Origin of the sequence: Peribacillus simplex (assembly GCF_900156045.1) — a bacterium.
GTDB lineage: Bacteria > Bacillota > Bacilli > Bacillales > DSM-1321 > Peribacillus > Peribacillus simplex_D.
On sequence record NZ_FTMX01000002.1, the window covers coordinates 956,939 to 977,278 of the forward strand.

Below are 20,340 nucleotides of genomic sequence, written 5' to 3' on the forward strand. Positions count from 1 at the left end.
GCAGGCGCCGAGGAGGCTCCCGGACCGCCCGCGGAAAGCGAGTGCCTGGAGTGGAAATCGACGTTCGAGGTTTTACAAACCCTCATAAAAACTGTAGACAAACTTGATTTTCATCGAGTTTGTCTTAGTCTTAAGCATCGTTTAGATGCTTATTTTGCGTTTAACCACTCTTTCATTCATATTTAAGCTGACTGTATACTGACGATTAATTAAATTCTTTTCCTATCGGGTCAAAGCATTCCGGAAGTGATCTAAGGCTCCCTTAATCCAGAGGTAAATGGAAAATAAATTCCTCCCCTTCTTCCCCGTTAAATCTGTATCCTTTGTCAACGAATCCAGCTTTTTTATATAAGTTTATCGCTGGAACGTTTGAATGATGCACTGTTAGTATAATCTCATTTTTATCTGGATGACTTAGTTTGATCATCTTAGGCAACACTTTTAAAGTCTTAAAAGCCAGCCCCTTTTTTTGATGGCGCAAATCCAAGGAGAATTATTTAAGAAGAATCGCATTCTCATTACTTGTATATTGATTTCCCGCTTTATCCGAATATAAGGCAAAACAACCAATCAAATCCTCATCTAAATAAATGACCATGGGGAGGTTATATTTATCCTTCCTGAAGTCTTCGATAACTTTCAAAGGTAAAGAAGTATAGATTGCTTGTTCTATCGGTAAACAATAGTTGCTTAGCGCCTCATAGTCATTTTCGATAAAAGGTCTAATAGTTAATCCAGTCACCATACTTGCACCCCATTTTTTGCATTTTGATAAATCCATATTAACAGATACTAAAGTTTTACAATCCACTACAAACAATAATCTTCAAGAAAGTTTATTCACAAAAAAAGGAATGGCTTTGTTACCATTCCTTCAGACTGTAGACAAACTCAAAGAAAAGCGAGTTGTTTAAATTTTTTCAAAAAAATGTTCCTGTCGCTTTCAGAAATCCTCTCCCTTTCCGCCTACTGTCTGCCAAGCCTACTCAAGGCAAGCTCCTTTGGTGCCTTGGCTAGCCAGTTATTCGGCAGGAGTGTCGCAAATTTCTTCAAACTAGTTAGAGTTTCATCTAAAAAAACAACCAGGAAGGATAACCAAGACTTATTTTCTTCTTCTGTTTTGCAAATCATGATTTTAAATCATTCAGACGCTGATAATTCACTTTCCGTTACCCATTTATGGTTCTTCACTTTTTCTCCCCCCGTAGTCGGTGTGAAATCGACCATATAAACAGTCGTTTTTTCAGCAGATTCAACTTCAGCGACTGTCCCGTTCATCCCTTCCATATGAGAAGCATTCACTGTGACTTCCGCTCCTGGTTCATACGTCTTCTCACCTGCATCTTCGATCTCTTCGTGAATGATCCATTTATGATTTTCCACTTTTTCTCCGCCAGCTGCAGGCGTATACGAAATTGCATAAGCAGTCGTATCAAATGCACCCACTATTGCTGCTTCCGCCCCCTTCATGCCTTCCATATGACCTGATTCGATAATCGCTTGACTTCCAACTTCATATGTTGGATTTTCTGCAGCTTTTAATCCTTCAGGAACATCGCCCGAGCTAGAATGGTCCATTTCACTATGTTCCATTTCTTCTTTACCTTCTTTGTTTTTATCACCGCTATTGGAACATGCGCCAAGGCCTAAAAACAGCGCTGCTAATAATGATAGGATGATAGGCGATTTTTTTCTTTTTTTCATATTGAATAAAACCTCCTTAATGATTTCATCCATCTTATCAATTAAATATGCAGAAAATATGGAGTGACTCTTGGAAAAAATAATGATGCCTCATACTTTTTTTATGCAACAGCCCTTCCTGAATTTAACCTGATAGCGTTAATATTAACGGACTGAAAAAAGAAGAACCTTTCCGCAGATGGAAAAATCACCTTTCTTTGGCTGAACAGGATTCCATTTAGCCACCACAATCGCTACTTTTCTTGCTATTCGACTTTTCTTGCAGAAACTTTTTGAATTGCTCTTTTGTAACATCCGATTTCATTGCCAATGTAACTAAGTCCAGCCATTCCGCAGGAAGGTTTCCTTCAAAATCCTTCATATCATCATCTCTTCCTTTTTATTTTCAGTTAAAATTTCCAGTCTGTTTTTCCAATAATGTGTAACACTATATTCGGAATATCATTATAAATTATCTCAATCATCCATAGCTGCATTTTAGTGTAAATTTAATAAGTCTTTACATTTACATATAAGGCCCCCATGTTTGTTTGTAATCCGGGAACCCCCCATTCTTCTAAATTAATAACCTTAATTTTTTAATAATAAAAGTGAACAGCATGCTTTCGAGCGTGGTTTAACCGAGGTAAAAAGAGATGGTTTATTGAAAGAGGTTATTTGAGGTGATTAATCCTGCAGGATATTGCCTGGAAATCAAGCAAGAAGGACTTGGTCAAAAGTCCTTCTTATGTCTAGTCTCCCAAAGTTGATTGTTCGATTTTTTGCATGATATGTGAAAGGTTCATGGAGGCATGTTTTTTATAATCCCTGCCTATGGATTTGAATAACCCTTTCGCTATGCCTATTAACATGATTTTGGTATGTCCATCCGAAATAATGGACTTATTAGGGAAACTTGATTCAGCTTGCGCACCGCCAATCTTATTTGCTGTTTCCTTAATAAAATCAATGATTTTTATTTCCTGGATTTTCCCTTCGATATTGGTTTTATAGATAATTTGATTTCTCCAAAGCTTAAGCTCAATCCTCTGTTTTGTATAATCGAAGAGGTCTTCCGTAATATGAACATTACTCATTTGAATGGAGTCTTTGATGGGATACAATTTCGGGTTAGGATTGATTTTCTTAATTAATGAGTGGTCAATCGTGACCTTTTCCCGCTTTATGCGCGTATTTTTCGTTTCACATAGAATCAGCCTTAACTGTCCGGCAATTATATTGTTGAACTCTTCTAATCCAAAGAGTTCAACGAGCATTACGCTATATTCCAAAATGGTGATCGCATCATCGAATTTTCGTTTAGCAGCTGCATTCGATCTAGTAAAAACCAATCGATTCTTCCTCTCCATATCCTTCTCACCCCACTGAATTCGAATCTATTGAAAGTTTTTAGAAATTCGCTTCCTGTCCGCCAGCATCCTCGCCGACTATTCATAAAAAGACTGTCGGGAATGGACAGTCTTTCGGTATGGACCCCTTTGATATTCAGGCCTTTTTTCCACTATCTATCGAAGTGCTGTTTCATTAGCTCTTTAAATCGTGTTCCATCTATTTCTTCTTTCGTCACTTTCCCATCTTCCCACTGTGTAAAGGATGTATCAGTTAAAGTGATGTTCCCGCTGTCTGTCAAACGGGTGATTAATGGGTGCTTATTAAATGGCGATTGGGGATTTTCCCTGATGATCGTTTGGACCTCATTAAGTTCCGCTACATTTCCTACCGGTTTTGAAGAATCGAAAGCATACCCCATTCTCCAATCACGATCTTTATGTTTCAGTTTTAATTCAAGGATATGATCTCCATGGTCGGTACTTTCTTTTTTTATCCTGAATTCACCATTTTGGGAAACGACCGTTTCTCCGTTCAACGGAACTGGTTTTAAAGGCAGATTCCCGCCAAAACCCGTATCGATCAAATAGGTTCGGCCCTCTTGGTTCAATAGAATGGTGACATGGGTCCTTCCTATGGTCATCCACCCCTGATTATAGATGACACCCCGTACCAAGAATACATCAAAGTCATTTTCCTTCAGGAAGAAATAAAGGGCTGCATTCAATTCATAGCATAATCCACCCTCATTCCTCACCAGGACTTTGTTCATGATATTTGTTTTATTGATATCATTCAGATGGGATGCCATGATCGATAAGTTTTCAAAAGGAATGGTTTTCGCTGTCTTATCCAGAATTTCATCTAATTTCTCAAATGTCAGTTTCACATCTTCCTGGAGCCCTATTCTTTTCCTGAATAATGAATTCAGTTCATTCATTAAGATTCCCCCTTTAGACAGATACCGACGAAGAGTATCTTGACTCTGTATATATTCATTATACTTTGTCCATATTTCATTCTTCAATCATTCTGCCATTAGCTCCACCTTTTCCCTTTCCACCACTTCCCCAGAAACTTCAACCCCCAATATTGGATTGGCCATATAACCGGATTTCCCTTCTCGTGAAATAATATCCGTTCTATTTATCGTAAAAACTTTCACCTTAATTAATAATTGCCCTTTTCCGGCATGGGCTTGGAAAAATCTTTACATAGCAATTGTTCTGCACTTACTGTTTTCATTTGTCCCACTTCTTACTATTAAAATAGTGACCATTCTTTAAAATGGAGTCTTGAAGATGGAAACTATGCTACTCCAAAACATTTCCACACGCAAATAATCAGATTTTGTAAACATAAAAAAACCGATGTCCCTTTAGGGGCCATCGAGCTTTTTGTTGAAAAGTTTCTATTACCTTTTATTAAGCGATTGACTTCTATCCAGGTCATGATGCAATTGTGCTGCCGGAACCTTAGGGTTAGGAATCTGCCCTTTTGCAACTGGTTCAGCTACATAAACAAAATCTCCTGTACCATCTGGGGCGCTTCCTGTTGCCCAAAGGCCGTCTCCTGATTCATTACCTTCTGACAAGTTCCAGAATTCGTACGCTTCCGGTTGAGATTCCATTTCCACTTCCGGTGGGAATGACGCGGGAACGACAACGCCATTTTTTTCTTCAAGTTCTGCAATGGCCGCCATCCATTGATATTGGTGGTATCGATCACGGGCTAACATTTTACGGAATGTAGCACGGACCCCTTCATCTTTGGTCATATGATATAAACGGGCCACTTGAAGGCGTCCTTGGCTTTCAGCATGCAAATTCGATCGCATGTCCGCTAATAGATTTCCGCTCGCTACAATATAAGATCCGTTCCAAGGCACCCCATTCGAGTTGGTTGGCAGTCCGCCAAGTCCGCTTACGAGCAAATGCTGGGGATTAATTCCACCCATGATCGCTGCTGTAGCAGGATCTTTTGCGGCTTCTGCCTGATCCTCCGGAGAAGCGCCATCAAGCAATTGACTAATGAGCGAACAAAGCATCTCTACATGTCCAATTTCCTCTGTACCAATATCCATCAGCATATCTTTGTATTTTTCTTCTCCACGGCAGTTAAAACCCTGAAAAAGATATTGCATCATGACAGTCATTTCCCCAAACTGTCCGCCTAACACTTCCTGGATTTGACGTGCAAGCATCGGATCTGGCCGCTCTACCTTAACTTCAAATTGCAACTCTTTTTGATGACGAAACATATTAACTCCTCCTTTTATTAATAGTTGACTTTCTAAATTTTTATTACCCGCCTGTCCATGCTTGAAACATGAATCCAGTTATAATGAACCAATATTCAGGAAAAATTTACATGCAATTAACAATGACCACTGAAAAATCCAAGGATATCTTAGGACTATGAATGGATCACTAATAAGATTTATAAAAGATCCATTTACCTGTCTATAACTTTGCACTACAGGGTAAAGTAAAAAGAACCATATATAGGGAAATCAACCATATATAAAGAAACTTATAAGGAGGATGGAAAATGGATTTCAGGCCCCGAAATCAAAAAAATCAATCCATTTCAGAATTGCGATATACGTATTCCGCTCGTAATCTATGGTCCGGTTTTCTATTCGGGATCGGATTGGTGGCATTCATCGATGAGGCCATCTTTCATCAACTATTACATTGGCACCATTTCTATGACAAGTCCACATCCGGTATCGGACTTGTCTCGGATGGTTTATTTCATGCCCTAAGCTGGTTCGCAACGGTCGCGTCTCTTTTCATGTTCGCTGACCTTCGCCGCCGAAAGGGATTATGGCTGAAAAGGTGGATAGGGGGAGTTTTGCTCGGGGCAGGTTCTTTTCAGTTATATGATGGGATTATCCAGCACAAGCTCATGCGTCTTCATCAAATCCGTTACAATGTCGATATTCTCCCATACGACTTGATTTGGAACATTGCAGCCACAATCATGATACTGATCGGCATTACCATCGTCATTCAAACAAGGCGCAGCTTACTTAATATGAAAGAAGACGGCCGCAATGCACAGTAATGGGCATATTCATGATAATGGAACTGGTTTTGAACCGATTTTATTGATTCTTTTCTCGCTCGTTATCGTTATTTATATCGCAGCTGTGGTAATTTCGAACCGCCGCTATAAAAAATGGCCCTTATACCGTACTTTCTTTTGGATTCTTGGCACCATCTGTGCAGCTTCTGCAATTATAGGCCCCCTGGCCAATCGCGCACATATGGACTTCACAGCGCATATGGTTGGTCATTTACTGCTTGGAATGATCGCACCCATCCTACTCGTGCTTGCTGCACCTATTACTCTTGCACTGCGGACACTTGATGTACAATCAGCAAGAAGACTTTCAAAGTTTTTGAAAAGTTGGCCGCTGCGCATTTTAAGTCATCCAATCACTGCTTCCGCGCTTAATATCGGGGGACTCTGGATACTTTATACGACTGGGTTATATGGGTTAATGCATCAAAACGCCCTTCTACATGCATTGGTGCATTTTCACGTGTTCATAGCAGGCTATCTATTCACTGCGTCCATGATTTATATGGACCCTGCACCCCACAGGTTCAGCTATATGTTTCGAGCAATCGTATTTACAATTTCACTGGCCGGCCATGATATCCTTTCTAAATATATTTTTGCCCATCCTCCAAGCGGAGTCACCAAGGAACAAGCGGAAAATGGAGGAATGTTAATGTACTATGCCGGTGATGCCATTGACGTTGCACTTATTTGCATCCTTTGTTATAAATGGTTCAAAGCCACCCGGCCTAAGGGTTCACTTGCCATGTAGGAAGGACGGTTCCATGGTTACTTTGGTAAACTCCTATGTTTCTGTTTAATCGTCCAACATTTAGCTCATACTAATTTTTGATGAAAAAAATTTAGGATGGAGCTGAATGGAAAATGGAATTTGAAGCTAACAATTCTACTGAAAATGCTCTTCGTGATTATAAAGCTGGAATCGGTGTCTTTACGCATAAAATGCCTGATTTCGCAGAGAAATTCAATTCGTTTACGGAAGAGTGCTTTAAAGAAGGTCAATTATCCCAGAAAGAAAAACAGCTTATCGCACTAGGAATAAGCTTATATTCACAAGATGAATATTGTATTATCTATCATACAAAAGGATGTCTTGATCAAGGCTGTTCCGAACAAGAAATTCTTGAAGCCATTGGTGTGACCGCAGCATTTGGCGGAGGAGCCACGATGAGTCAGGCTGTAACCCTCGTCCAGGAATGCATCCAGGAAATAAATCAGATGAAACAATGATAAAAAAAGGGATAGGAGAATTAGTCCTATCCCTTCTTTATGTTCTTAACAAACGATTTTAATGACTCATGTTATTGTTATTTCCTTGTGCGGGTGCATACGACTTCATCATTTGCTGCATATCTTGCTGTGCAAGCTGTGGAACTTGGTAGTAATGATGTTTGTTTTGATATATCGAAATCTCATATGCCATTTCAATGCAGTTCGGAACGGAATCTGCAAATACGCGGCGAACCACCGGATTCGTTATTTCAAGCGCTGCCATCGCTTTCATGGATGCTGCAGACTTAACAGCTCCAAGCATCAAGCCTGATATGCATTCATCCGTAATTTCCGATACGGATTGCAAAGGTTTCTTTGGCTGAGTTGGTGTCAATCCATATATAAAATCGTTACCTTGATTCATTTTGTAACTCTGAGTCCGTTTAGAAGGATCCTGGCCCGTTTGGAAGCACTCCAATGAAATATTATATTCATCTTGGATGAACTGATATTGACGATCCAGAATGTCAAGTAATTCCTGATCCTTGATATGCTGACGTAAAAGAGTATACGTGTTTAAAGTACCAATCGTTCCCGACAACACTTCATGTACATCAAATACTTCGTGACCACCGTGATTCATTTGTGGGGGAATGGCACCCGTTTGCATGTTCTGGTGTACTTGACCTTGTTGATATTGGTTTTGCATTGTATTTCCCTCCTCGTTTTATCAATGATGCGAACAAGTTTAGTATGTTAAACCCCAACTGGATTATTCAATCTAAACTCTTCCAAGAGGACCAATTAAGCTGCAGACAAGTTTTCTGTATAAAAAAAACGTGACGTTTAAAACTATAAACACTTTTATTTGAACGGGAGGATTTCTATTGACACATAAATGCTTCTATTGTACTGATGAAACGGAAGAAAAAAAAAAATCCATGTCGTAACGTTTCAAGTTACTGACACGGATAGAAATGAAATGCTCTGTGATGAATGTTATCAAGAATGGCTACAAGGAATAAAATGTTAAGTATCAAACGGCATTTATATTTTCCAACTTTGCTTTAATGAATGAGCATAAAAAATATCCCCTTAATCATGTTGACTTTGTTTGAATGCCCAACATGATTAAGGGATTAATTCCGATAATGAAAGGACAATTAAGGCAACACTACCATTGCAGACTTTCGATTAAGTAGCACTTTGTACATTGTTGACTATAATCATTCATTACAAATTCATGTTTGCAATTTTCCCGAAAAATGTTCAGCTCTCTTTTCAGCTGTTCCAATTGAGTTTCCAACTGTTTCATTTCAACTTTTATCTGGATTACCCGATTCATCGAATTCTCCCTCTCGTCGGAATCATTGATAGATTTCCCCGTCCGTTTTCCTAAATTCATTCGCTTTTTCTTTAAGCCCTTCATCGATTACCGATTCAAAACCCAGACCCTTTTCCTTCGCCAAATCACGAATGTCCTGAGAGATTCTCATACTGCAGAATTTTGGTCCGCACATTGAACAGAAATGAGCTGTTTTGGCACCTTCAGCCGGAAGAGTTTCATCGTGATATTCGACCGCCCTTTCAGGATCCAGGGAAAGATTGAATTGATCTCTCCAACGAAATTCGAATCTGGCCTTCGAGAGGGCATCATCCCGTTTTCTTGCATGCGGATGACCTTTAGCTAGGTCAGCTGCGTGGGCCGCAATTTTATAGGTTATGACCCCTACCCGAACATCCTCTTTATTCGGAAGTCCCAAATGCTCTTTCGGTGTTACATAACAAAGCATGGCAGTGCCAAACCATCCAATCATGGCAGCACCAATGGCAGAAGTGATATGGTCGTATCCAGGAGCTATATCCGTTGTCAATGGTCCCAGGGTATAGAATGGTGCTTCTTGACAGACTTCCAGCTGCTTATCCATATTTTCTTTAATCAAATGCATCGGTACGTGACCGGGTCCCTCCACCATGACTTGAACATCGTGCTTCCAAGCAATCTTCGTCAGTTCCCCAAGTGTTTCCAATTCAGCAAATTGTGCCTCATCGTTTGCATCTGCAATGGATCCCGGACGGAGGCCGTCACCTAATGAGAAAGAGACATCATACGCCTTCATGATTTCACAAATCTCTTCAAAGTGAGTATAGAGAAAACTTTCTTGGTGGTGGGCCAAGCACCATTGCGCCATGATGGAGCCTCCTCGGGAAACGATTCCCGTAACTCGCTTTGCTGTCATGGGGATGTATCGCAAGAGCACACCAGCGTGAATGGTGAAGTAATCGACACCTTGTTCAGCCTGCTCGATTAATGTATCCCGGAAAACTTCCCAATTTAAATCCTCCGCTACTCCATTCACTTTTTCCAATGCTTGATATATCGGAACCGTCCCAACTGGCACAGGTGAATTTCTGATAATCCATTCCCGGGTCGTGTGAATATTCTTTCCGGTGGAAAGATCCATTATATTGTCTGCACCCCATCGTGTAGCCCAGGTCATTTTCTCCACTTCAGCTTCGATCGATGAGCTAACAGCGGAATTTCCAATATTTGCATTTATTTTCACATGAAAATTACGTCCGATGATCATTGGCTCACTTTCAGGATGGTTAATATTTGCCGGAATGATAGCCCGCCCGCTAGCTACCTCTTCCCTTACAAACTCAGGGGCTACATTTTCCCTGATCGAAATGAACTCCATTTCTGGAGTAATGATACCTTTACGGGCATAATGGAGCTGGGTTACGTTTTGCCCTTTCACTGCACGCAATGGTTTTCTTTTCAATCCCGGAAAAACTTCGGCGTTGGATTGTGACTCAACTTTTTTATACCCGTTATCTTCGGGCTTTATTTCACGGCCATCATACTCTTCAACATCTTCCCGTTCCAGAACCCAGCTTCGTCTAATCGGGGCAAGACCTTTACGAATATCAATGGGATAATCTGAATCCGTATAAAAACCGCTTGTGTCATAAACTCGTAAAGGCGGATTCTCTTCTTCGCCGAATGTCCCTGTAGTCGGACTTAGCTTAATTTCACGCATAGGTACTTTAATATCAGGTCTAGATCCCTCAACATACACTTTTTTACTCCCGGCAAAACTGGACATAATTGAAACGTTCATGTCATTTACAGAATTACTCATCATGATTTCATTTCTCCTTTTTAAGTTCATTTAAAAAGGACAAAATCCAATCCATTTCGCACGAAAAAGCCAGATCTCATATTTAAGACCTGGCTAACGTTAGTATGACTACAGAAATGACCAATTGAAAAGTCATTGTCCAGTAGATTCTAACTTCCCCACGCTGGTATGAACCAGATCAGGTCCTGAGGGTTAAGAAGCTTAAGCGCTTCTCTCTCAGCCCAACTTTTATTGGACACCCCTAGTCTGAATAATATAATTGATTACAGGGTAACTATATATCACCCTTTTCATTCTGTAAATAATTTGAAAGACCTAATATTTTTATTGCACCCATCCAAAATTTGTTATTTAGAGAGGACTGTTAATTATTTCCTCAGACTCTCAAGGATTGGGTAAAGCTCCTCTAAATGCTTGATTTCATAGGTCGGAATCACTTCATTCCGTTCCTTATCATGGCGATTTATCCAGACCGACTTTATACCTACCCGTGATGCTCCAAGGATATCGGTCATTAAATTATCGCCGACCATCAACACTTCATCCTTATCAAGCTCCATGATTTCCAAAGCATGCTCAAAAATGGAGGCATCCGGTTTACCTCGTCCAAATGCGCCAGAAATCACGATTTGGTCGAAATAAGGAACCAGTTCAGGCGTAATTTCAAGTTTGGTATTTTGCAGTTCAGGAGATCCATTCGTAAGCAATAGCAATTTGTACTTCCCTTTTAATTCATCCAGTACACGGAATGATTCTTCATAGATAAATGGCTTCTTGCGTCTCTCGGCCGGGAAACGTTCTGCCAGTTCAATCCCAAATTCCGGATCATCGATCCCTAATGCCTTCAAACCTCTCGTCCATGCTTCTTTCCGATAAGCCGGTGCAATCCCGGCCATCTTCCGGAATTCATCATGATCATCCTGAAAATTCCCCCATAATCCCTCAAATGGGTTGATTCCGATCATTTGAGTGAATGCGTATGTATCGTAAGAAGAATAAAGCTCACGTGCTTCCTTTCGCACCGCTTCTTCAAACTCGTCGACATTCAGGTCATATTTCTCCTTAGCCACTTCGCATGTGGCCACAAAAGCCTCTTTTACACTTTTCTGATCCCAAAGTAATGTATCATCTAAATCAAAAAAAACTGCCTTCAGCAAAATGTCCACCCCTCTTTCCCTATTATTGAATTCGTAAAAATTACACTATTACAATAATAAACCACAACCAATAAAAAAAGAATAACTATTCGGAAAATGCCTTCCTCTTTCTTAAAATCAGCAAAAATGACTTACCCTTCCTGGTGGTAAACCCAATATTTTCCCTTTATCATCTTTCAAATACATAAAGCTTTCCATTACTGGCAATCTTGAATTTTGGACCGGTGAAACCCCGTCGTATCAGCTCTTTCCTCATATATACCATGAGGGCGGCATGACTCACGATCAGAACATCCCTTTTCCCCTTTGCCAAGACTTCATCCAATACTTTATTGATCCTTCGCTCTGCGATCTTAATCTCCGCCCTTGTCTGCCTGTTGATTACCGAGCAGCAGCGAATCCAGATGGCCCAAAGGATGAACGGCAGCTTAACTTTTCCTTTAAGTGGGGGGGAAGGTATTTCCCGCAGCTCCTCCATCCGATGAACCGTACCTGGATAGATATGTTCCGCTGTCTTGACAGCTCTCGACATATCACTGCAATAACATTCCTTCCATTCCTCCACACCAAATAAAGTCGTTCCATAAATGATATCCGCGGCATCATAGTCCTCAAACCATTGCTTCATATCATCCGCCGTCACAGGTCTCCCAGTGGGAAATTCATGTGCCACCTTAAAATGCCGTACCAAACCAATTTTCATATATTCTCCTTTTTATCTTTTAAAAGATACATTTCGTTTTCTTGTAAAAGCCCTTATCAATATATTACCCTATGTAAAACCATAAAAAAATGTATGTTGAAACCATAAAAAACCTTATGGATTTCTCCTTGATGTATGTTTTTAAAAAAACCTTATGGATTGTGTCACTATAAGCATTTAATTATGATGGCATCGAAAAAAGAGAAAGCATTTCGCCTTCTCCAGTTTTGGTTTATTCTATGAATTGAAGTTCCGTTATCGTACATCTTTTCCTGAATTTATATTTTCCGCTCAAATCACTGAATTGATAATCATTGAGGGATTTCTCCAGTTGTTCCTTTAGCTTATCCATAGTGACTGATTCCTCAATTGTCTCTATCCAATTTTCCTTTCCTATTAACTCTTCGAACGGAATTGTAGTCAGGACTTCATCATATATCTGGATGCTTTGATCGATACCGAAACTGCCATAGATACTGCCATTTTCATCAGCAAAAATATGCTCCGATTCCAATTCTTCAACCAATACTTCTAGATATTCCTTTGACTTTACAGGCTTGACGGCAATCTCCGCTTCCGCCGTTACAGGTCCCAATCTCTTATCGACGATCTCTATCGTCAATTTAACGTGAACGGGCGGATACCCAAACCCTTCGCAAAGTTCTGCTGCCGAATTATATACCATCTATGCATCCTCCTTTTGACACTATCATTATATAATATAAATACTCGTTTTCATTACCAAAAACCCTTATTCAGGTTCACTTTGCACTGCCTCTTCTTTTTGCTCATTCATATCTGAAGGGTCAGTCGCCTCATTTCCGGATTCCCCTGAAAAACGAAAGCCACCCATTATAGAAAAAAATCAGTGTAATCCTGATTTCTTCAGCTCAAAGGCATAATTATCATTCATATTTCACACCTCTTTTATACGTTTATCCATAATACACCCTTAACTATTTGTAAACCTAACCAAAAAGTCCAATGCAGCTCCATGCATTGGACTTTTTATAAGCTTCAGATTATGGCTTTAACACCACTTTAATGCATTCATCCTCATGATCGTTAAAGATTTGATAAGCTTCACTCGCTTTTTCGAGAGGGACTTTATGGGATATGATTTCCGTGGGGTCGAACTCTCCGGCCATGATTTCATCAAAAAGCTTTGGCATGTAGTGAATGACTGGTGCTTGCCCCATTTTCAGGTTAATGTTCCTTTCAAATAAATTGCCTAATGGGAACATATTATATTTGGATCCATATACGCCAGTCAGTTGGATCGTACCGAATTTACGTACGGCTTTAAGTGCAATCTCGATCGCACTTAACGTTCCTCCCTGGAGTTTCAGCTTTTGCTCAATCGCCTCGATCGTTGATTTCTTGCCGTCCATCCCCACACAATCTATGACCACATCAGCCCCGCCTGAAGTGATTTCCTTAATGTAGCTGCCCATATCGTTATACTCATCGAAGTTATACGCCTCAACCTTATTCATCTGTTTTGCCCTATTGAGCCTATAAGGAAGATTGTCTATTACAATGACCCTTTTTGCGCCTTTCATCCAAGCGAACTTCTGAGCCATCAAGCCAATCGGCCCACAACCAAGTACCGCTACCGTATCATCTTTCTTGACGCCAGCGTTCTCTACACTCCAATACGCGGTTGGTAGCACATCGGACATGAACAATAGTGCCTCATCTTCAAGTTCACAGGACTCTGGAATGACAAACGGCATGAAGTTTCCATATGGGACCCTTAAATATTCTGCCTGCCCGCCTGGATAGTTCCCATATCGTTCCGTAAAACCAAAGTATCCGCCTGTATCCACCGCTTCATTTGGGTTGGAATTATCACATTGACTCTCCATATCATGTTCACAATAATAACAGTGCCCACAAGAAATGTTGAAGGGCAGGACAACCCTGTCCCCTTTTTTCACCTTCGTAACTTCCGGGCCCACTTCTTCAACGATGCCCATCGGTTCATGGCCAATGACATAATCCTTATGCGTGGGCAAAGCACCCTGATATATATGGAGATCGGACCCGCAAATGGCCGTTGAAGTCACTCTGACGATGATATCATCCATTTGCTGAAGTTTTGGATCTTCAACTTGTTTTACCTGTATCTCTTTTGCTCCTTGAAAAGTGACAGCCTTCATAATCAACCTCCTAAAATATTTTTATTACATTTGATATACCCGTCAAAAAAGCCTGCTAAGCCTAAGTCCACCTAATTTCCCCAATAATTAAATGCCCTTCATAACAAAAAAAGCCCCGGAAAACCGGGACTCACATAATTTAGTAACCTTATAAATTCCCATTTTCATTGTGATTATCATGCTTGTACTCTCTTAACACCTCGCTGAATACATCAGGATAATTAGTGAACAGCCCCGTTGCACCCCATTCAAGAGCCTTTTTCATATCCGCTCTATCATTTACTGTATATGGATGGAATTGAAGGTCATGGCTGCGAACCATCTTCACATATTGTCCGTCAACCCTATTGAAGTTCGGGCCAACGCCAATTGCATATTCCTTAATGGATTCCAATTCTTCATCGGAAATGGTTGCTGGGTTCTTATAAGAAAAAAGCTGCACAAGCGGTAACTTTGGATTCATGTCATGAACCTTCATAAGGCTTTCTTTACTGAACGATTGTATTAATACATTCTTGGTACGGCCTTTTGAATCCACCATTTTATATTCTTCCAGAACCTGTAGAAGTTCTTCCTCCATTCCTGGATATACTTCAGGGGACTTTGTTTCGATATAGTAATTGGCCTGCTTTCCGAACTTCTTAAAGACTTCTTCAAGAGTGGGAACCTTCAACCCTTCATATACCTCTTTTGCCAATTGCGGATATTGTTCATTGAACCATGAACCGGCATCCAGTTTCTTGATCTCTGCCAACGTTAAATCCTTCACCAGACCTGTACCATTCGTTGTACGATCCACCTTTTCATCATGCATTGCTATCAATCTTCCATCCTTGGTCATCTGAAGATCGATTTCTATGTAGTCACCTTTCATTTGTTCTCCCAATTGATAAGCGGGAATGGTATGTTCAGGTGCATGTCCAGAAGCTCCCCGATGTGCAATATTCACGATTTTCTTCTCATAAATAGATGAATTGGAATGATTTCCATTTGCAGCTGAGGCCCCCATGGAAGCAGCTTGCAATATAAAGGCCGCACTCATCATACAAAAACCGAATTTCTTTATATTCGTTTTCACTTTCCCTCTCCCCCTCCTATTATTACCATCATTTTAAAAGGGGAATGTGAATCTACAGCTAATATAATGTAAAGAAATAATATATTAGTAAAAATGAGTAAAATAACCTATCAAACGACTACCCACGGTGCATTCATAAACCCACTAAAAGCCTCTTTTTCTAAAAAAATCATAAATGAAAAATGTGCTAAACATGGATACTGGTAAGCCAATAAGAAAATATAAAAAGTTTCTTGGCATGCAAATATTGAAATAGTAGAAAAAAACAGTCACCCAAATACCAACAACTAAATATTTCAAAATTCCCCTCATTACTTAACTCCTTGATCTCCCATTCCGGTACTGTATAGAGAGACTATCGATGCAAAAATCTATCTTTTCCGATTTACAAAAAACTAGTATCATATTACTATTAAACAAACAAACAGAATATTAATATTAAGGGGAATTATGTTAAAAAATTATCAATATTATCAAAACAAACACCGATTTATACTGAAGGCATTCATGGCAATGATATCCTTTTTACTGCTTGTTGGGATTTCTGTATCACCTATAAGTTGGAAAGATAATCCCTACGAGATGACATTACAGGTCATTTTAATATCGGGGATGATAATTTCTCTGTTATTTTTCTTAAAAACAGAAGTCAATTTCTATAAAACCCTATTCATTTTCTTAATTACTGTTTATTTATATAGCAAATTCTGGATATTCCCAGATACTGCAATCATGCTGTCATTATTTGCTATAGCACCATTGATTCCCATTTTTCTCTTTGATAAAATCGGATTCTATATTGTCGCCACTTTAAATATCATATTAGGTCCGGCTTCCATCTTGATCATTTCAAAAACGGATCTTCAATACACTTATGAATATGTCGCTCTGGATAGTTTCGGCAACACGCTTAACTTCATCGCTATACAAATCATATTGGTATTCGTATTCATAGGAACCAATAATAGGGTGGAATCCACGAATGCATTTCATAAGGAAATACAGCAGGCCAAGCAACTGAACTCAGTCGGACAGCTCGCTGCCACCATTGCACATGAGATACGTAATCCGATTACAGTCGTAAAAGGGTTTGCCCAGTTATTAGATCAAGAGAAGGAACTGAATGAAACGGAAAAATTTTATGTACAGACGATGCTCACAGAACTTGAATATACACAAGTGATAATCAATGATTATTTGTCTTTGGCAAAGCCGCAAACGGATAATGCACAGGTCATTCCTTTAAATTTCGAAATCCAAAAGATTTCCGATCTATTAACGAGTTTCGCCAATAATCGCAACATAGGCTTTCTCTTGGATTTCCGTGACGACCTGCACATTAACATGAATCCCATCGAACTTAAACAGATACTGGTCAATATCATGAAAAATGGAATTGAGTCAATGAACAATCCCGGATTCATCAAAGTGGAAACAGAGCAGGAACGCACTATGGCAAAAATAAGAATAACGGATACAGGAATAGGCCTCTCCAAAAAACAACTTGAAATACTCGGCACCCCATTTTATTCGCTTAAAGACAGGGGAACAGGTATCGGCCTGACCGTTTGTTATTCCATCGTTCAAAAATACAAAGGGAAAATCGTGGTCCAGAGCGAATTGAACAAAGGAACATCCTTCACCATTTATTTGCCCTTACATAGAGAAATAGATTAAACATACATTACCAAACAAGAAAAAGGATGACCGCCCAGTTTTGGAAGGTCATCCTTTTCAATTAAGCTTTAAAACTATCTTGCCATTTCAGAAAATGATTCTCTAAAAAGCGGACAAACGAATCGGAGATTTTGCCAGCGAGGGCAAAAATGATGATGCCTACGAATACGACGTCCGTTTGCATGAATGAACGGGCATCCTGGATCATGAATCCCACCCCTCTATCCGCACCCAACAATTCAGCTACGACCAGGCACATCCAGGCCGCACTTAAGGCTAAACGGATACCAAGCAATATGTTTGGCAAAGCTGCCGGAATCATGAGCTTCGTTATTTGTTCCAGACGGCTAAACTCCAAGATTCGGGCAACATCGTATAGTTTTTTATCCACATTCCGAAGGCCCAAAAAAGTTTGTAAATATAGAGGAAAGAAAGCGCCTAAAGCAATAAGCAACACTTTGGATAGTTCACCAAACCCGAACCACATAATGAATAAAGGGGTAATCGCAAGTAAAGGAACTGTCCGTAACATTTGAATGCTCGGATTAAGATATTCTTCGGATTTTTTTTGCATGCCAACGATGATTCCTAGCAATAAGCCTAAAAAACCACCTAATGCAAAGCCAAGAAGAGCCCGCGTTAAACTGATTTGTAAATGCATGCCCATTTCCCCTGACCGAACGAGATCAATGAAAGTCGTGACGATCAATAAAGGAGATGAGAATAATTGGGCAGGCAGGATACCAGCCGAACCTAATGATTGCCATGCAATCAACACGACAACGGGAAGGAATGATCCCCGCAATGCTGATTTGGCAAGTTTGGATTGTTTTTTCGTTTTCCTTATGACAAGCGACTTGTTTTGAGCAACGGTCTGTGTAGACATATTTTTCATCCTTCCTTTTTCAAAAATTAATTAAATGCTCCAATCTTCCCTTTCTTCCGGATGATGATCAAGTTGGGTTAAAATGACGGTCCTGAATTCTTGAAACGCTTTGCTTGTTCGAGTTCTTGGATATGGTAAATCAATTGGAACGATAGCTTTAATCCGTCCAGGCTTTGCCTCCATGACTACCACTTTGCTCGATAAAAAGATGGATTCATCAATATCATGGGTGACAAGCACCATCGTTGTCATATTCCTCTCCCATATTTCTAGTAAAGCCTCTTGAAGATGCGTTCGCGTGAAAGCATCCAATGCACCGAATGGCTCATCCAGCAATAAAACTTCAGGATTACGTAATAAGGCCCTGGCAATGGCAACACGCTGCGACATTCCACCGGATAATTGGCGTGGATACGCCTTTTCAAATCCTTTTAGCTTAACAAGTGAAATTAAATCATCCACCCTTTTTCTAATGTCCGTTTTTTTTAATGGAAGGTTACCTGCAATATTTTTCTCCACATTCAGCCATGGAAATAAGCGGTGCTCCTGAAAAATGAAACCACGGTCTTTAGAAGGGGCGCTAACCGGATGATCCCCTGCTATGATCGTACCGTCAAAGTCTGAATCAAGTCCTGCGATCAGCTTTAATAATGTGCTTTTCCCGCAGCCGCTCGGACCAATGATGGTGACGAACTCACCATTTTTGACGTGCAGATTTAAATTATCCAAAACATGGACACTTTCATTATCATTCTTAAATGTTTTGCTTACATGATTAATTTCTAACGTCGCTACCAATAACCTCACCCTTTCTCAAATAAAAAAATAGAGATTCAGCAATAAGGCACATATTGTCCCTTTGCTGAATCTCTAGTTAACCAGTCGATTCAATATTTCATTTTATATTAACTTATCGATTATTTATAATCAACACTCAATACCAATTTATTTTATCGGATTAATCAAAAAAGAAATTGACAGATTATTCTAACACCTGTTAAGATGCATTCATACACAAATCCGCTTCACAAAAAACCAATTAAATAAAGGTCATGTGAATCAACTGGACTACCGGAGATTCAATGAAGAGTAACCCCGGCATACTCTTCGTTGAATCTCTTTTTGTCATTATTCTGACCATCCAGATGTGGTAAGTGTAATTAAAAAAAGGAGGGAATTCATGAAGGAATACCGTAACAAGTTAACCGCATTATTGCTTGCCATCTTTAGCATTGCTGTATTGGCAGGCTGCAATTCCGATGCCGGCAAGGCTTCCGGGAAAAGTGATCCACTTAAAGTTCATATTGCCTTAAATGGTAAGATGGGGCCATTGGTCATAGCAAAGGAAAAGGGATTGTTCGACGAAGAGTTTTCTAAACTGGATGCCCAAATCGAGTGGAGTGAATTCCCGAGTGGTCCCCCGCTTTTGGAATCCCTCGCTTCCAATCGGGTTGACCTATCTTTTTTAGGGGATGGTGCACTGATTGCCGGAATTGATAAGAATCTGCCATTTGAAGTGATTGCACAAACGGGTCGAGGTGAGTCATCTGTCCGGATCCTGGCTCAGCCAGAAGGAGACATTAAGAAGATTGAAGACTTAAAGGGAAAAACGGTCGGTGTTGCCTCCGGGACAACAGGTCATGTGTATTTAATCAAAGCATTGAAAGCACATGGTTTAACGATCGATGATATTAAACTCATCAATTTACAACCGGATGATGCTCAATCCGCTTTTGAAACCAAACAATTGGACGCCTGGGCGATATGGAACCCTTATTACCTTAATAATATTGAAAAAGGGAATGCAGTCGCACTTAAAGTAAAGGAAAAAATATTAGCTCCTGGTGCAATCATTGCACGTAACGAATTTGCAAAAGCACATCCTGAAATTGTCGAGGCCTATTTAAAGGTTTATAAAAAAGCTGCCGATTGGCAAATTGAAAATCCAGATGAAGCCTCTGAAATTTATTCTAAAGAAACTAAATTGCCTGTGAGCACAGTCAAGAAAATAATAACGGCTGAAGAACCAAATATCTACTTTACCGATGATGCCATCAAGGCACAACAAGAATCAATCGATACATTAGCTAGTGTGGGTTATATCAAGAAATCATTTAATTTTAAAAACCAGATCCACAATGAATACATTGATGAAGCCTTTAAAAAATAAAAAAACATACCTTACAGGAGGAGATT

22 protein-coding genes and 1 riboswitch are annotated in these 20,340 nt (G+C 39.9%); of the genes, 5 read left to right on the forward strand and 17 right to left on the reverse strand.

Translation table 11 applies throughout. The annotated features are described in order from the left end of the window. Positions 1-493 precede the first annotated feature (493 nt). From BW986_RS30670 to BW986_RS11120, 7 genes are all read right to left on the reverse strand, one after another. A complete protein-coding gene (locus BW986_RS30670) occupies positions 494-745 on the reverse strand; it encodes a hypothetical protein (protein ID WP_260320823.1) in 252 nt (83 codons plus the stop codon). Positions 746-1,140: 395 nt separating this feature from the next. Continuing rightward, complete coding sequence (locus BW986_RS11105) at positions 1,141-1,704, reverse strand: YdhK family protein (protein WP_076367829.1); 564 nt, start codon at positions 1,702-1,704, stop codon at positions 1,141-1,143. Positions 1,705-1,921: 217 nt separating this feature from the next. Then, positions 1,922-2,065, reverse strand: coding sequence for an anti-repressor SinI family protein (locus BW986_RS29570; protein WP_142244568.1), 144 nt, complete (start codon positions 2,063-2,065; stop codon positions 1,922-1,924). A gap of 370 nt (positions 2,066-2,435) precedes the next feature. Further along, entirely contained in the window at positions 2,436-3,053 is a 618-nt protein-coding gene (locus BW986_RS11110; RefSeq protein WP_142244569.1) for a hypothetical protein, read from the reverse strand. 152 nt (positions 3,054-3,205) lie between these two features. Next, positions 3,206-3,973 carry an arylamine N-acetyltransferase family protein gene (locus BW986_RS11115; protein ID WP_076367833.1) on the reverse strand — a complete coding sequence of 256 codons (768 nt, stop codon included), beginning with the start codon at positions 3,971-3,973 and terminating at the stop codon, positions 3,206-3,208. An 87-nt stretch (positions 3,974-4,060) separates the two neighbouring features. Then, the gene (locus tag BW986_RS31105) at positions 4,061-4,198 is read right to left on the reverse strand and encodes a hypothetical protein (protein WP_311316546.1); all 138 of its coding nucleotides are present in this window, start codon (positions 4,196-4,198) and stop codon (positions 4,061-4,063) included. A 249-nt stretch (positions 4,199-4,447) separates the two neighbouring features. Next, on the reverse strand, positions 4,448-5,293 hold the full coding sequence (locus BW986_RS11120) for a manganese catalase (RefSeq protein ID WP_076367835.1): 846 nt from the start codon (positions 5,291-5,293) through the stop codon (positions 4,448-4,450). A 290-nt stretch (positions 5,294-5,583) separates the two neighbouring features. Between BW986_RS11120 and BW986_RS11125 the strand changes: the two genes are divergently transcribed. The 3 genes from BW986_RS11125 (at position 5,584) to BW986_RS11135 (ending at position 7,353) form a co-directional block, all read left to right on the forward strand. After that, positions 5,584-6,102: a DUF2243 domain-containing protein gene (locus BW986_RS11125; protein ID WP_076367837.1), complete on the forward strand. Its 519-nt coding sequence runs from the start codon at positions 5,584-5,586 to the stop codon at positions 6,100-6,102. After that, positions 6,092-6,874, forward strand: a complete 783-nt coding sequence (locus tag BW986_RS11130; protein WP_076367840.1) for a cytochrome c oxidase assembly protein — start codon at positions 6,092-6,094, stop codon at positions 6,872-6,874. The genes BW986_RS11125 and BW986_RS11130 overlap by 11 nt, the downstream gene beginning before the upstream one ends. 113 nt (positions 6,875-6,987) lie before the next feature. Beyond that, entirely contained in the window at positions 6,988-7,353 is a 366-nt protein-coding gene (locus BW986_RS11135; RefSeq protein WP_076367842.1) for a carboxymuconolactone decarboxylase family protein, read from the forward strand. 58 nt (positions 7,354-7,411) lie between these two features. On the opposite strand, the gene BW986_RS11140 is transcribed toward BW986_RS11135, so the two are convergent. The 8 genes from BW986_RS11140 to BW986_RS11170 all read right to left on the reverse strand — a co-directional run bounded on the left by BW986_RS11140 (position 7,412) and on the right by BW986_RS11170 (position 15,512). Beyond that, a complete protein-coding gene (locus BW986_RS11140; protein ID WP_076367844.1) occupies positions 7,412-8,044 on the reverse strand; it encodes a spore coat protein in 633 nt (210 codons plus the stop codon). 465 nt (positions 8,045-8,509) lie between these two features. After that, entirely contained in the window at positions 8,510-8,680 is a 171-nt protein-coding gene (locus BW986_RS30185; RefSeq protein WP_179086054.1) for a hypothetical protein, read from the reverse strand. Positions 8,681-8,702: 22 nt separating this feature from the next. Next, the gene (gene thiC / locus BW986_RS11145) at positions 8,703-10,484 is read right to left on the reverse strand and encodes a phosphomethylpyrimidine synthase ThiC (protein ID WP_076367845.1); all 1,782 of its coding nucleotides are present in this window, start codon (positions 10,482-10,484) and stop codon (positions 8,703-8,705) included. A gap of 135 nt (positions 10,485-10,619) precedes the next feature. Further along, positions 10,620-10,734: riboswitch (TPP riboswitch) on the reverse strand. Positions 10,735-10,849: 115 nt separating this feature from the next. Then, on the reverse strand, positions 10,850-11,638 hold the full coding sequence (locus BW986_RS11150) for an HAD family hydrolase (protein ID WP_076367847.1): 789 nt from the start codon (positions 11,636-11,638) through the stop codon (positions 10,850-10,852). Between the two features lie 169 nt (positions 11,639-11,807). Further along, positions 11,808-12,341: a histidine phosphatase family protein gene (locus BW986_RS11155; RefSeq protein WP_076367849.1), complete on the reverse strand. Its 534-nt coding sequence runs from the start codon at positions 12,339-12,341 to the stop codon at positions 11,808-11,810. 232 nt (positions 12,342-12,573) lie between these two features. Next, complete coding sequence (locus tag BW986_RS11160; protein ID WP_076367851.1) at positions 12,574-13,026, reverse strand: hypothetical protein; 453 nt, start codon at positions 13,024-13,026, stop codon at positions 12,574-12,576. Positions 13,027-13,363: 337 nt separating this feature from the next. Next, on the reverse strand, positions 13,364-14,503 hold the full coding sequence (locus BW986_RS11165; RefSeq protein WP_076367853.1) for a zinc-dependent alcohol dehydrogenase: 1,140 nt from the start codon (positions 14,501-14,503) through the stop codon (positions 13,364-13,366). A gap of 148 nt (positions 14,504-14,651) precedes the next feature. Beyond that, positions 14,652-15,512 carry a glycerophosphodiester phosphodiesterase gene (locus BW986_RS11170; RefSeq protein WP_260320835.1) on the reverse strand — a complete coding sequence of 287 codons (861 nt, stop codon included), beginning with the start codon at positions 15,510-15,512 and terminating at the stop codon, positions 14,652-14,654. A 519-nt stretch (positions 15,513-16,031) separates the two neighbouring features. Between BW986_RS11170 and BW986_RS11175 the strand changes: the two genes are divergently transcribed. Continuing rightward, positions 16,032-17,258 carry an MFS domain-containing histidine kinase gene (locus BW986_RS11175; protein WP_076367857.1) on the forward strand — a complete coding sequence of 409 codons (1,227 nt, stop codon included), beginning with the start codon at positions 16,032-16,034 and terminating at the stop codon, positions 17,256-17,258. A 61-nt stretch (positions 17,259-17,319) separates the two neighbouring features. Here the strand turns inward: BW986_RS11175 and BW986_RS11180 are convergent, their stop codons facing one another. Together BW986_RS11180 and BW986_RS11185 are read right to left on the reverse strand one after the other, a co-directional pair. After that, positions 17,320-18,144: an ABC transporter permease gene (locus tag BW986_RS11180; protein WP_076367859.1), complete on the reverse strand. Its 825-nt coding sequence runs from the start codon at positions 18,142-18,144 to the stop codon at positions 17,320-17,322. A gap of 30 nt (positions 18,145-18,174) precedes the next feature. Beyond that, positions 18,175-18,942, reverse strand: a complete 768-nt coding sequence (locus tag BW986_RS11185) for an ABC transporter ATP-binding protein (RefSeq protein WP_081395575.1) — start codon at positions 18,940-18,942, stop codon at positions 18,175-18,177. A gap of 382 nt (positions 18,943-19,324) precedes the next feature. Between BW986_RS11185 and BW986_RS11190 the strand changes: the two genes are divergently transcribed. Then, a complete protein-coding gene (locus BW986_RS11190; protein WP_076367863.1) occupies positions 19,325-20,314 on the forward strand; it encodes an aliphatic sulfonate ABC transporter substrate-binding protein in 990 nt (329 codons plus the stop codon). The last annotated feature ends 26 nt before the right edge of the window (positions 20,315-20,340 follow it).